The organism is Celeribacter baekdonensis (genome assembly GCF_003047105.1).
Lineage (GTDB): Bacteria > Pseudomonadota > Alphaproteobacteria > Rhodobacterales > Rhodobacteraceae > Celeribacter > Celeribacter baekdonensis_B.
The window spans coordinates 1,962,109-1,974,394 of the sequence record NZ_CP028475.1; the positions used below are offsets into that span (position 1 = coordinate 1,962,109).

At 56.6% G+C, this 12,286-nt stretch carries 12 protein-coding genes and 1 pseudogene; 6 read left to right on the plus strand and 7 right to left on the minus strand.

The window, feature by feature from the left end; translation table 11 throughout:
• The first annotated feature begins 129 nt into the window (after positions 1-129).
• The 4 genes and pseudogenes from DA792_RS13215 (at position 130) to DA792_RS13230 (ending at position 3,005) form a co-directional block, all read left to right on the plus strand.
• A pseudogene (locus tag DA792_RS13215) lies at positions 130-571 on the plus strand (MaoC family dehydratase).
• Between the two features lie 27 nt (positions 572-598).
• Complete coding sequence (locus tag DA792_RS13220; RefSeq protein ID WP_107720343.1) at positions 599-1,525, plus strand: bifunctional riboflavin kinase/FAD synthetase; 927 nt, start codon at positions 599-601, stop codon at positions 1,523-1,525.
• Entirely contained in the window at positions 1,522-1,971 is a 450-nt protein-coding gene (locus tag DA792_RS13225) for a YcgN family cysteine cluster protein (protein ID WP_107720344.1), read from the plus strand. Before DA792_RS13220 ends, DA792_RS13225 begins: the two co-directional genes overlap by 4 nt.
• A complete protein-coding gene (locus DA792_RS13230) occupies positions 1,971-3,005 on the plus strand; it encodes a threonine aldolase family protein (protein ID WP_107720345.1) in 1,035 nt (344 codons plus the stop codon). The genes DA792_RS13225 and DA792_RS13230 overlap by 1 nt, the downstream gene beginning before the upstream one ends.
• Positions 3,006-3,012: 7 nt before the next feature.
• Here the strand turns inward: DA792_RS13230 and DA792_RS13235 are convergent, their stop codons facing one another.
• Positions 3,013-3,612 carry a 2-hydroxychromene-2-carboxylate isomerase gene (locus DA792_RS13235; RefSeq protein WP_107720346.1) on the minus strand — a complete coding sequence of 200 codons (600 nt, stop codon included), beginning with the start codon at positions 3,610-3,612 and terminating at the stop codon, positions 3,013-3,015.
• 210 nt (positions 3,613-3,822) lie between these two features.
• Here DA792_RS13235 and DA792_RS13240 point away from each other — a divergent pair, with 210 nt between their 5' ends.
• Entirely contained in the window at positions 3,823-4,839 is a 1,017-nt protein-coding gene (locus DA792_RS13240) for a ribose-phosphate pyrophosphokinase (protein WP_107720347.1), read from the plus strand.
• A 71-nt stretch (positions 4,840-4,910) separates the two neighbouring features.
• Here the strand turns inward: DA792_RS13240 and DA792_RS13245 are convergent, their stop codons facing one another.
• The 6 genes from DA792_RS13245 to DA792_RS13270 all read right to left on the minus strand — a co-directional run bounded on the left by DA792_RS13245 (position 4,911) and on the right by DA792_RS13270 (position 10,323).
• Positions 4,911-5,261 (minus strand): H-type lectin domain-containing protein, encoded by a 351-nt coding sequence (locus tag DA792_RS13245; RefSeq protein ID WP_107720348.1) that lies wholly within the window; start codon positions 5,259-5,261, stop codon positions 4,911-4,913.
• A gap of 189 nt (positions 5,262-5,450) precedes the next feature.
• A complete protein-coding gene (locus DA792_RS13250; protein ID WP_107720349.1) occupies positions 5,451-5,861 on the minus strand; it encodes a F0F1 ATP synthase subunit epsilon in 411 nt (136 codons plus the stop codon).
• Between the two features lie 26 nt (positions 5,862-5,887).
• A complete protein-coding gene (atpD, locus tag DA792_RS13255; protein ID WP_107720350.1) occupies positions 5,888-7,312 on the minus strand; it encodes a F0F1 ATP synthase subunit beta in 1,425 nt (474 codons plus the stop codon).
• A 19-nt stretch (positions 7,313-7,331) separates the two neighbouring features.
• Positions 7,332-8,204: a F0F1 ATP synthase subunit gamma gene (locus tag DA792_RS13260; protein ID WP_107720351.1), complete on the minus strand. Its 873-nt coding sequence runs from the start codon at positions 8,202-8,204 to the stop codon at positions 7,332-7,334.
• Positions 8,205-8,227: 23 nt separating this feature from the next.
• Entirely contained in the window at positions 8,228-9,763 is a 1,536-nt protein-coding gene (gene atpA / locus DA792_RS13265) for a F0F1 ATP synthase subunit alpha (protein WP_107720352.1), read from the minus strand.
• A complete protein-coding gene (locus DA792_RS13270; protein ID WP_107722701.1) occupies positions 9,763-10,323 on the minus strand; it encodes a F0F1 ATP synthase subunit delta in 561 nt (186 codons plus the stop codon). The genes atpA and DA792_RS13270 overlap by 1 nt, the downstream gene beginning before the upstream one ends.
• Before the next feature lie 594 nt (positions 10,324-10,917).
• Between DA792_RS13270 and DA792_RS13275 the strand changes: the two genes are divergently transcribed.
• Entirely contained in the window at positions 10,918-12,264 is a 1,347-nt protein-coding gene (locus DA792_RS13275) for a hypothetical protein (protein ID WP_107720353.1), read from the plus strand.
• The last annotated feature ends 22 nt before the right edge of the window (positions 12,265-12,286 follow it).

Below are 12,286 nucleotides of genomic sequence, written 5' to 3' on the forward strand. Positions count from 1 at the left end.
AGAGAGACATGTTGTGCGAAATATATTTACGCAGGACGCTATATTTTGGTTTTTTTCTTTCGCGCAATATTGTTTCGTTTATAATTTCGGTCTATGCTGCACTGCAACACAGCGAAGGATTCGGAGATCATGTTGGACAATATGCCCGTGGAACCATCTGCATCGAAGACATCGAGATTGGGATGACGCGCTCTTTGCGCAAAACCATCACCGATCATGACATCGAGTTGTTTGGTGAAATTTCGACCGACCGCAACCCCGTGCATTTCGACGATGACTATGCCAACGACACGATTTTCGAAGGCCGCATCGCCCATGGCATGCTGACTGCGGGTCTCATTTCGGCGGTGATTGGCGAGCAATTGCCCGGCCATGGCACCATCTATATGGGCCAGACGTTGAAATTCCTCGCCCCGTGCGCCCAGGCGATACGGTGCTGGCCGAAGTGACCGTGACCGACATCATCCACGCAAAACGCCGGGTTGCTCTTGAATGTCGCTGTACCGTAGGCGATACCGTAGTCTTGAAAGGCGAGGCTATGGTGCTTGCGCCGAGCCGCAAATTCGACTGACGCGGGGGGCTCCCCGCGAGGAGCCCCATGCAGAGTCACACGCACTGGACCGACATTCCTGACGAGGCCAAAGGCTGTTCTGCCGCCATTGGCAATTTTGATGGCGTACACCTTGGTCACCGCCGTGTCATTGACCTCGCGCGCCAACATGGCCCGCTGGGTCTTGTCACATTTGAACCTCATCCGCGTGAATATTTCGCCCCCGGTGCTCCGCCCTTTCGTCTGATGAATGCCGAGGCCAAGGCCAATCGGCTGGCGAAACTCGGGGTCGAACAGATGTTTCAACTGCCGTTTGACGCCGATATGGCGGCGATGACCCCCGAAGAATTTGCCCGAAAGGTGATCAAAGACGGGCTTGGGCTGACGCATGTCGTGGTTGGGGCCGATTTTTGTTTTGGCTCCAAACGCGCTGGCAAAGTCGAGGATCTCAAACGCTTTGGCGATGAGATGGGCTTTGGCGTCACTGTGGCCGAGCTTTTGGAAACCGATGGCGGCGTGTCCTCCTCCTCTGCGATCCGCGTGGCATTGGCCGAAGGTCGCCCGAAAGATGCCGCCAATATGTTGGGCCACTGGCACCGGATTGAGGGCATGGTCGGGCATGGAGACAAACGTGGTCGCGATCTTGGCTTTCCCACCGCCAACATGTCCATCGCCGGGCTGCACGCGCCGAAATTTGGCGTCTACGCGGTGCTGGTCGATGTCCTCACAGGACCGAACAAAGGCAATTACAAAGGTGCGGCCTCTTTGGGTGTCAAACCGACCTTTGGCGCAAACCTGCCGTGCCTTGAAACCTTTGTGTTTGATTTCTCAGGAAATCTTTACGACGAACATCTCTCCGTGGCCTTTGTCGATTACCTGCGGCCCGAATTGGTGTTCACCGATTTGGAGGCGCTGATCGTACAAATGAATGCCGATTGCGAGCGGGCGCGCCAGATCCTTGGCGCTCTGGAATGAGCAAGCGCCCCCGGTTTTGGGAAACCGTCCCGCTCAAAAAGATGACGCCCGAAGAATGGGAAGCGCTGTGTGACGGCTGTGGCAAATGTTGCCTCAACAAAATCGAGGATGCGGACACCGGCGAGGTGTTTTTGACCCGCGTGGCCTGTCGACTTTTGGACGATCAATCCTGCCAATGCGGCCAATATCAGATCCGCAAAAACCTTGTGCCAGAGTGCATTCAGCTCAGCCCAGACACCATCGAAACCCACGCCTATTGGATGCCTGTCACCTGCGCCTATCGCCTGTTGTGGCAAGGTCGTAAATTACCCGATTGGCACCCGCTGTTGACCGGAGATCCCGAAAGCGTCCATGCTGCAGGCGTCTCCGTGCGCGGGCGCACCGTGCCGGAATTCGAGGTCGATGAGGACGAATGGGAAGACTATATCATTGAGGAGCCGAGCTGATGTTTTTTGGGTCCGACAACACCTCCGGCGTGCATCCGAAACTGATGGAAGCGCTGACCAAAGCCAATGATGGCTACGCCGCCCCTTACGGCACGGATCGCTGGACGGCGGAACTGACCGAACGGCTGCGCGACCTGTTTCAGGCCCCGGACGCCTTGATCTATCCGATGACCTCAGGCAGCGGCACCAATGCGGCGATCCTGGCGGCGATGACCCCACCATGGGGCATCATCTATTGCCACAAAACCGCGCATATCGAGGTAGACGAACGCAACTCCGTGCCGTTTTATTCCGGCGGCGCAAAACTTAAACCCTTGCCCGGCATGAGCAGCCGTCTGACCCCTGATGAACTGCACACAGAAATAGTTGCAGATACCGCCAAAGACGACATTCACGCCAGCCCGCCTGCGGCCGTGTCGCTGACCAACCTGACCGAATTTGGCGAACTCTATAGCCCCGCAGACATCGCCGCGATCGCAGATGCGGCGTCGCTACCACTGCACTTAGATGGCGCGCGGTTTGCCAATGCGATGGCGGCCTCGACCGCCACGCCCTGGGAAATGACCCGCGAACTTTCGGCGCTCTCGTTGGGGGCAACCAAGACCGGCGCAATGGCGGCAGAGGCCGCGATTCTATTTGATCCCTCTCTGAAAAACGCCTTTGAAAGCAATCGGATGCGCGGTGGACACAACCTGTCAAAGGCGCGCTACGTGTCGGCACAAATGCTGGCGTGGCTTCAGGATGATCTATGGCTTGAACTGGCAACACAGGCCAATGCCATGGGCGCTCGATTGGCCGCCGGGATCACCGAGATTGGCGGAGATTTGGCCTATGCGGCGGCGGGCAATATGGTGTTTGCCCGCCTGACCCGCGCCCAACACGCCAAGGCAAAGGCACGCGGCGCGGTCTATCATCTTTGGGGCGCACAACCTGCGATGGTCGACCCGGATCAGCCGATGCTCGCGCGGTTTGTCGCAAGCTGGTCCACGACCGAGGCCGATGTCGACGCGCTTTTGGCGGCGTTTACCGACTGATTTCGGGTTAAAGCGTCCCGAGATAGGCCTCCAGATCGTCCAACCGATCCTGCCCCCAAAACCGCTCATCCGTGTCGGTGACGATGTAAAATGGCGAGCCAAACACCCCGGCCAAAAGCGCATCCTCAAGGTTGCGCGCATAGACCTCGGCCCCCTTCAATAACCCGGTCATCGACAGCATCGGATCAAAACCAGCGGCCTTGAGCGCCTCGGTGATCACCGCATCCTCGGCAATGTTTTTGTCCTCTTCCCAGACCGCTTTCAACAGGCACTGCACCAATCCGTCCAGATCGCCGCCCCCTGCCTCTTGCGCCGCGATCACCGCATAGGAGGCGGGCGCAACGTTGGTCGGCCAAAACGCTGGTTCAAATTTCATAGGTTTGTCCAACTTGGCGGCAAAGCGTTTGAGTTCCTGCATCCGGTACAGTTTACGCCCTTCGGTGCGCTGCGCCGGACGCGGCGCGCCTGTGCGGTCAAACATGGCGAGAATATCATAGGGTTTATAGTGCACGGTCGCGCCATGACGGGCAGCGATGTCGGCAAAACGGTCGCCCGCGAGATAGGTGAAGGACGACAACAGCGAAAAATAATAATCAATATGGGCCATACGGTCCCTCCCCGGAAGATGCGTTTCGCCATGACGTTACTGCGCGCGGACCCGGTGGAAAACCAGTTTCACCGCAAAAGAACGAGAAAGACACAGTTCACGCAGCGCCACCCTACCTCTGACATAGACGATGCGCGGTCTGAGTGGTAAGCGGTGGGCACGTTACGATTCCGTGACAGATCTGGCCAAATCACCTCGGGAAATGCGCTCATGCCCTCCACTCACGAACCGAAAATCATTTCAGGAAATGCCAACCGCACGCTTGGAAACGCCATCGCTCGGCGTTTGTCGATGCACCGGGGCATGTCCATCGACCTGTGCGATGCGCGTGTGGAGCGGTTCAATGACGGCGAGATTTTTGTCGAAGTGTACGAGAATGTGCGCGGCGAGGACATGTTCATTGTTCAGCCCACCTCGAACCCAGCCAATGACAACCTGATGGAATTGCTGATCATCACCGATGCTTTGCGTCGCTCCAGCGCGGGCCGTATCACCGCCGTGATCCCGTACTTCGGCTACGCCCGTCAGGATCGCCGCACCAAAGCCCGGACACCGATCACCGCCAAACTCGTCGCCAATATGTTGGTCGAAGCCGGGATTGAACGGGTGTTGACGATGGACCTGCACGCGACCCAGATTCAGGGCTTTTTCGACATTCCGGTGGACAACCTTTACGCCTCTCCGGTGTTCGCCCTCGATATCAAACACAATTTCAAAGAGGGTTTGGAGGACATCATGATCGTGTCCCCCGACGTTGGCGGCGTGGCCCGCGCCCGCGAATTGGCAAAACGCATCGAAGCACCGCTGTCCATCGTCGACAAACGCCGCGAAAAGGCCGGTGAAGTGGCCGAAATGACCGTCATCGGCAATGTCGCGGGCAAAAAATGTATTATCGTCGATGACCTTGTCGATACCGCAGGCACATTGTGTAAAGCGGCGGAACTGTTGATGGAACATGGTGCGGCTGAGGTCCATGCCTATATTTCCCACGGCGTTCTCTCCGGCCCTGCCGTGGAGCGCGTGACCAATTCCAAACTCTCCTCGCTGGTGATCACTGACTCGATTGAGGCCGGGGACGTGGTGAAAGCCTGTAAAAACATCCGCATCGTGCCGACCGCGCCGCTGTTTGCACAAGCGATCATCAACACATGGAATGGCACCTCTGTGTCGAGCCTGTTCGAAGACAAGACACTGGTGCCACTTTATGAGGGCGTCTATCACCCGTAAGAGGCTGATATTGAGAATAAAACAAAGGCGCGCCGGATATTCCGCCGCGCCTTTTTCATGTCAGCTCGGTCTCAATCGAGAGTCCAGTCATCCTCGTAACGCACCGGACCGATGGCCATCCAATCGGCGCGGACACGGGCAATTTTCGTATCGCCCCAGGTGCGAAACACGATCACAAACCCATCCTCGGACACCATTTCTGCGGTGATATCGACGCGGTGATTGGTGGTTTGGTCAATGTCGAGCATCGACAGGCTGACCTGAACCATTGGAGGCTGACTGAACACCTCGTCAAATTCAACAACACGGCGCAGCTCGCGCGGGCCTTTGCCCGTCCACATCGCACCGCCGTCCTGAAAGTCGGAAAACAGAAGGATCGAATCCTGTTCTATTCCAATTTGATGACTGTCAATTCGTAACATTTGGTCTTTTGATCTCTAACCCCACATCAGAGTGCCCCAAAACACATCCGAAAGGAAAGCGGAAAAGGGCGAACTGGACCAATCCAATGCGCACTCTGGTTGAATTCAACGGGCACTTTACTGACATCCGGCAAAGAAAAAGCCCCGCAGCGTGAACTGCGGAGCTTTTCAAGCCTATGTCACAGCCAATCAGAGATTGGTGTGAAACCCAAGATCCTCAGCGATGTGAATCAGATCAGAAAGGAATTTTTGGGTCATGTGATGTTCGTCAGGGTGCGCATCTTCGTGGGCTTTGGTGGCCTGCTTGAGAAGATCGGTGACGACCTCTTGGGACATTTCGCCCCGCGGCAGGGCCAGTTCGGCCAACACAGAAATCGTGTCGGCGGAGAGCTCAGCAAAGCCCCCCGTCACGACATATTGCTCCTCAACACCTGCGCCTGTCGCGGTCAAAAGACCGGGACGGAGCGACAGGATGGTCGGCTCATGGCCAGCCATCGCAGTGAGGTCACCATCGGCCCCCGGAATCTGCACCTGCTCCACGAGGACGGAGGTCAATTTCCGCTCAGGAGAGACGAGATCGAATTGGACATTAGCAGCCATTCAAAGGCCTCCTTCCGGGTAAACGATTAAGCAGCTTCAGCGGCCAGTTTTTCGGCTTTTGCGAGCACTTCACCGATACCGCCCACCATGTAGAAGGCAGCTTCCGGCAGGTGATCATATTCGCCAGCAACAACAGCTTTGAACGAAGAAATTGTGTCTTCGATCGGAACCTGAACGCCATCAGAACCGGTGAACACTTTCGCCACGTCGAACGGCTGGGAGAGGAAACGCTGGATTTTACGGGCACGTGCCACGGTCAGCTTATCTTCTTCCGACAATTCGTCCATGCCGAGAATGGCGATGATGTCCTGAAGCGATTTGTAGCGCTGAAGGATACCTTGGACGTCACGTGCGACGTTGTAGTGCTCTTCGCCAACGATTTGCGGATCAAGGATACGCGAGCTGGAGTCGAGCGGGTCAACGGCCGGGTAGATGCCGAGCTCGGAAATCGCACGGTTCAGAACCGTGGTCGCATCCAAGTGAGCAAAGGTTGTTGCCGGTGCAGGGTCGGTAAGGTCATCGGCCGGAACGTAAACAGCTTGGATCGAGGTGATCGAGCCGTTTTTCGTCGAGGTGATGCGTTCCTGCATTTGACCCATGTCGGTGGCCAAAGTCGGCTGATAGCCCACAGCGGACGGGATACGACCAAGAAGTGCGGACACCTCGGACCCAGCCTGAGTGAAGCGGAAAATGTTGTCCACGAAGAACAAAACGTCGGTGCCGGACTGGTCGCGGAACTGCTCGGCCAAGGTCAGGCCGGTCAGAGCAACACGTGCACGGGCTCCCGGAGGCTCGTTCATCTGGCCGTAAACCAGAGCCACTTGCGACTCTTCGAGGTTGTCAGGCTTAATCACGTTGGATTCGATCATCTCGTGGTAAAGGTCGTTGCCTTCACGGGTCCGCTCGCCAACACCCGCGAACACGGAGTAGCCCGAGTGCACTTTTGCGATGTTGTTGATGAGTTCCATGATGAGAACGGTTTTGCCCACGCCTGCACCACCGAAGAGACCAATTTTACCACCTTTGGAGTAAGGGGCCAAAAGGTCGATCACTTTGATGCCGGTGACGAGGATTTCAGAGGAGGTCGACTGTTCGTCAAACTCGGGGGCGTCGGCGTGAATCGGGCGGAATTCGGTGGCGTTCACCGGGCCTTTTTCATCGACGGGCTCGCCCACGACGTTGAGAATACGACCGAGGGTTGCGTTGCCCACGGGGATGGTGATCGGACCGCCGGTGTCGGACACGGCCTGACCGCGCACGAGACCTTCGGTGGCGTCCATCGCGATGGTGCGCACAGAGTTTTCACCAAGGTGCTGAGCAACTTCGAGAACCAGGCGGTTGCCGTTGTTGTCGGTTTCAAGAGCGTTCAGAATAGCGGGAAGGTCGCCATCGAACTGAACGTCCACAACGGCGCCAATCACCTGCGTGATCTTGCCTTTTGCTTGTGCCATGTATCTGTCTCCGGTGTTCTTAGAGCGCTTCAGCGCCCGAGATGATTTCGATAAGCTCATTGGTGATGACGGCCTGACGCGAGCGGTTATACTGGATCGTCAGTTGGTCGATCATGTCGCCTGCATTGCGGGTTGCGTTGTCCATTGCGGACATCCGCGCACCCTGCTCAGAGGCAGCGTTTTCCAAAAGAGCCGCAAAGATTTGCGTGGCCACGCCGCGCGGCAGAAGGTCGGCCAAAATGGCCTCTTCGGACGGCTCATAATCGTACAGAGCGCCTCCGTCTTCCTCGCTTGCCTCATAGGCGGCGGGGATGATCTGCTGAGCGGTCGGGATCTGTGTCACCACGTTTTGGAACTTCGAATAAAAGATCGTGGCCACATCGTACTCAAGCGAGTCGAAGCGGGCCAAAAGACCTTTTGCGATGTTCTGCGCGTGAATGTAGCCGAGCTTTTTGACTTCAGAGAGGTCAACGTGATCGACAAACAGGTCCGAATAATCGCGTTTCAACTGTTCGCGGCCCTTTTTGCCAACGGTGATGATTTTCACCGTTTTGCCTTGGGCTTTGAGTTCAGCGATCCGCAGACGCGCTAATCTTACGATGTTGGTGTTGAAGCCACCGCACAGCCCCTTTTCAGAGGTCATGACAACGAGCAGCTGCACATCATCTTTCCCCGTCCCGGCCAGAAGCCGGGGCGCGGTATCAGAGCCACCTACAGAGGCCGACAACGCACCCAGCACAGCGTTAAAACGCTCTGCATAGGGGCGAGAGGCCTCGGCCGCATCCTGGGCCCGCCGCAATTTTGCGGCAGACACCATTTGCATGGCCTTCGTGATCTTCCGCGTGGATTTCACGCTGGCGATCCGGTTTTTAAGGTCCTTGAGGTTGGGCATCTAGCTGTCCTTAATCCTCGGGATTACGCGTAAGTCTTGGCGAATTCGTCCAGAACAGCCTTAAGCTTATCTGCAGGCTCACCTTTGATCTTGGGATCTTCGTTGGTGATCCACTCAAGAATATCGGCGTGCTGGTTGCGCAGGAACTCAAGCATCTGTGCTTCAAACTTGCCAACCTCTTTCACCGGGACTTTGTCCAGGTAGCCATTGGTGCCAGCAAAGATGACGCAGACGATTTCGGCGTTGGTCAGCGGCGAGTACTGCGGCTGTTTCATCAGCTCGGTCAAACGCGCACCACGGTTCAGCAAGCGCTGAGTGGAGGCGTCAAGGTCAGAACCGAACTGAGCGAAAGCGGCCATCTCGCGGTACTGAGCGAGCGACAGTTTCACCGGGCCAGCCACAGAGGACATGGCTTTGGTTTGAGCCGAGGAGCCAACGCGGGAGACGGAGAGACCGGTGTTCACAGCAGGACGGATGCCTTGGTAGAACAGTTCGGTTTCCAAGAAGATCTGACCGTCGGTGATGGAGATCACGTTGGTCGGAATAAACGCGGACACGTCGCCACCCTGAGTTTCGATGATCGGCAGAGCGGTGAGCGAGCCAGACCCGAAATCTTCGTTGAGTTTCGCAGAGCGTTCCAGCAGGCGAGAGTGGAGGTAGAACACGTCACCCGGATAGGCTTCACGCCCCGGCGGACGACGCAGAAGCAAGGACATCTGGCGATAGGATACAGCTTGTTTGGAGAGATCATCGTAGATGATCAAAGCGTGACGGCCATTGTCGCGGAAATGCTCTGCCATTGCGGTCGCGGCATAGGGTGCCATGAACTGCATCGGTGCAGGGTCGGACGCGGTTGCGGCCACAACGATGGTGTATTCGATCGCGCCGGTTTCTTCGAGCTTTTTGACGAGCTGCGCCACGGTGGAGCGTTTCTGACCGATCGCCACGTAGATGCAGTAGAGTTTGTCGTTTTCAGACTTGGCTGCATCGTTGTAGGATTTTTGGTTGAGGATCGCGTCGAGAGCCACGGCGGTTTTGCCGGTCTGACGGTCACCGATGATCAACTCACGCTGGCCACGGCCGATCGGGATCATCGCGTCCACGGATTTGAGGCCAGTGGCCATCGGTTCGTGCACGGATTTACGCGGGATAATACCCGGTGCTTTGCTGTCGGCGATGCGACGCTCGGAGGTTTCAATCGGACCTTTGCCGTCGATCGGGTTGCCCAGACCGTCAACGATGCGACCCAAAAGCGCGTCACCCGAGGGAACGTCCACGATGGACTTGGTGCGTTTGACAACGTCACCTTCTTTAATCGCGCGGTCGGACCCGAAGATCACGACACCGACGTTGTCGGATTCAAGGTTGAGCGCCATCCCGCGGATACCACCGGGGAATTCGACCATCTCACCGGCTTGAACATTATCGAGACCGTACACACGTGCGATCCCGTCCCCGACGGAGAGCACACGCCCCACTTCAGCGACTTCGGCCTCTTGGCCAAAGTTTTTAATCTGCTCCTTGAGGATCGCAGAAATTTCGGCTGCCTGGATTCCCATTATCCGACCTCTTTCATTGCATTCTGGAGGGAGTTGAGTTTGGAGGCGATCGACGTGTCGATCATCTTCGAACCCACTTTAACGACAAGACCGCCGATGAGTGCTTCATCCACGGTCGCATTGATCTTCACATCCTTGCCAAAGGTCTCAGAGAGGGTTTTGGCAAGTTTGGTGGTTTGCGTTTTGGTCAACGCCTTTGCGGACGCGACCTCGGCCGTCACTTCACCGCGCTCTTCAGCAAGCATATCGCTCAAAGAGGCCACAAGTTGCGGCAGGGCAAAGATACGGCGATTCTGAGCCATCAGCGCCAGAGTGTTGGACAAGATGTCCGACAGGCCGGCCTTTTTGGCGATGGCGACAATCGCGGCCTCAAGCTCTTCACGCGAATAAACTGGCGAAGAGATAAGAGCCGTCAGATCGGCGCTCTCGCTGAGGGCGGTGGACAATGTTGCCACATCCCCCTCAAGAGCCGTGATGGCATTGCCTTCTTTGGCCAATTGGAAAATGGCCGTTGCATAGCGTGCGGCGATGCCGCGGGAGATCGAAGCTGGTTCGGACACGTCCACCCTTCCGATGTCTTTGGGCCGTCTCCCAGCCATCCCGTCACCGGGATCATAAACTGAGATTGGGCAGCGTGATAAACCCACGCATCACGCGCGAGCAGCAAAATCAGCGTGGATGTAGCAGAGGCTCATCCATGCCGCAACCTTGTTGCGCGCCAGATTGGTGACTTTAGCGCCAACAGTTTGAAAGTTGCTTCGTTTGCATTTCAATACGTTAAGAAATTCGGGACGTAGCGGCACAAAAAAAATTTGAGCCACGGTCAGCGGCGTTCACGGATTCGTGCGATTCCCCCAAAATGCCCCGAACACGCGCACCACTCTCTGGACGGCTCATGTCCCCTGTGTTGATCCAAACTTTCTACCGTCCTTAAATGTCTTCGCGCATCTGATGTGCTCCAATCGACAAAACTGTAACTCAGTGTCACCGCCACAGAAACAATCCCACGTTCACCTTGACAGGGCTTCGGACAGGGTTGAACTTGCCAACATATTTAAGCGACATTTTTGATTGCCCAGCGCTGCGTAAAACATGTGTGATCGGGGTTGATTTGAAGGTCGCATTGTAAAAACAGTTTTGCGTGGGGCTTGGTTATGTTGGGGCTGATTTTAATGGGGCTGATAGGCTCCTATGCGACCTATTCGATTGTCGAAAACCTACTGGATGACGACAACGGACATGACGGCTCTGACGATGAGGCGGGTACGCCGGACGAAACACCATCCGACGGCGGCAGTGGTGAGCCTGATGACAGCACAGATGACACCGATCCCGACGACACACCGGATTTGACGGAAGAGGACGGTCTGGACCTGATTGGCCTGTCCGGCATCGGAGCCGACCTGGAAGGCGCTGGCGCGGTCTCGATCTCGCTGTCGCAAAGCACGGTCGATGCGCTGGCGGCGCTGGACGACGGCGATGCTCCGGTGCTGTTGCTCTCTGAGACCGACGGCGAGACCGATCTGGACAGTCTTTCGATCACACTTGAAGATGGCGCGGCCGGGGATGGCTATCTTCACATGGTGCAAGGCGACTACATGTCGGACGACACGCAATATGGCGTCGAAATGCTCATCCGCAGCGACAGCGAAGACGCCCCGGACGGCATCACCTTTGACGAAAACGGCACCCCGGTCTTGGCCGATGGACAAGAATTGATCCTCTCCGCCGTCAATTACATCGCAAACGGCGATACTGGGCTTGAGCTCTACGCAGGCGCACAGATCAGCGACCCGGATGATGAACTCAGCACTGTCTATGGCTATGACGCCGATCTCTACTTTCCCGACGATGTCTCTGGCACCGATCTGAGCTTGGTGACCGACGGGGACGCGCTGCGGCTTGATCTGAGCGAGGAGAACATGGCCGCCTCCTCCGGGATCACCTATGACACCGGCGTGGTCTTTGACCCCGACAACAGCACAGCTTACGCGGGTGGACTTTATACCTTCACCGGCTCCATCGCGCATTATCAGGATGTCACCGAGAGTTTTGACCCTAACGCCGCCAATGAGATGATCATCTCCGTGCCAGACGGCTACGAGGTCTATGAGGTCATCAATGACAATGATTATGGCGATACAGGTGGGGATATTTATACCATCAACACCTATTACGTCATCGTGCCCGCAGGCACGGAATTGACCGAAGCGTCCCTCACCGAAATTGAAAGCGACTTTGAAAGCACAAGCCTTGTGCCATCTGGCACTGAGGTTGGCGTACAGGCCATCGCCCCAACCGTGGACTATGCCCAGATCATCGCGATCCAGACACAGCAAAGCACGGCCTCGGACGATCAATTTACCAGCCCCGGTGCCATTGAGAGCACGCTTGATCTGACTGTGAATTTTGAAGGGGTGAGCGGGGTCAGTGGCACGATTGACCTGAGCGATGGCGATCCAGACTGGCTGACCGAGGCGCGCGCGAACGTGACGGTTTAAATCCCCGCATAGCCCCATGGGG

Bases quoted from the DNA above. Each gene is read 5' to 3' on its own strand.
- atpA (WP_107720352.1), bottom strand. From the start codon at position 9,763: ATGGGAATCCAGGCAGCCGAAATTTCTGCGATCCTCAAGGAGCAGATT.
- DA792_RS13250 (WP_107720349.1), bottom strand. From the start codon at position 5,861: ATGGCTGCTAATGTCCAATTCGATCTCGTCTCTCCTGAGCGGAAATTG.
- DA792_RS13220 (WP_107720343.1), top strand. From the start codon at position 599: ATGCAGAGTCACACGCACTGGACCGACATTCCTGACGAGGCCAAAGGC.
- DA792_RS13245 (WP_107720348.1), bottom strand. From the start codon at position 5,261: ATGTTACGAATTGACAGTCATCAAATTGGAATAGAACAGGATTCGATC.
- DA792_RS13225 (WP_107720344.1), top strand. From the start codon at position 1,522: ATGAGCAAGCGCCCCCGGTTTTGGGAAACCGTCCCGCTCAAAAAGATG.
- DA792_RS13275 (WP_107720353.1), top strand. From the start codon at position 10,918: ATGTTGGGGCTGATTTTAATGGGGCTGATAGGCTCCTATGCGACCTAT.
- DA792_RS13230 (WP_107720345.1), top strand. From the start codon at position 1,971: ATGTTTTTTGGGTCCGACAACACCTCCGGCGTGCATCCGAAACTGATG.
- atpD (WP_107720350.1), bottom strand. From the start codon at position 7,312: ATGGCACAAGCAAAAGGCAAGATCACGCAGGTGATTGGCGCCGTTGTG.
- DA792_RS13260 (WP_107720351.1), bottom strand. From the start codon at position 8,204: ATGCCCAACCTCAAGGACCTTAAAAACCGGATCGCCAGCGTGAAATCC.
- DA792_RS13235 (WP_107720346.1), bottom strand. From the start codon at position 3,612: ATGGCCCATATTGATTATTATTTTTCGCTGTTGTCGTCCTTCACCTAT.
- DA792_RS13240 (WP_107720347.1), top strand. From the start codon at position 3,823: ATGCCCTCCACTCACGAACCGAAAATCATTTCAGGAAATGCCAACCGC.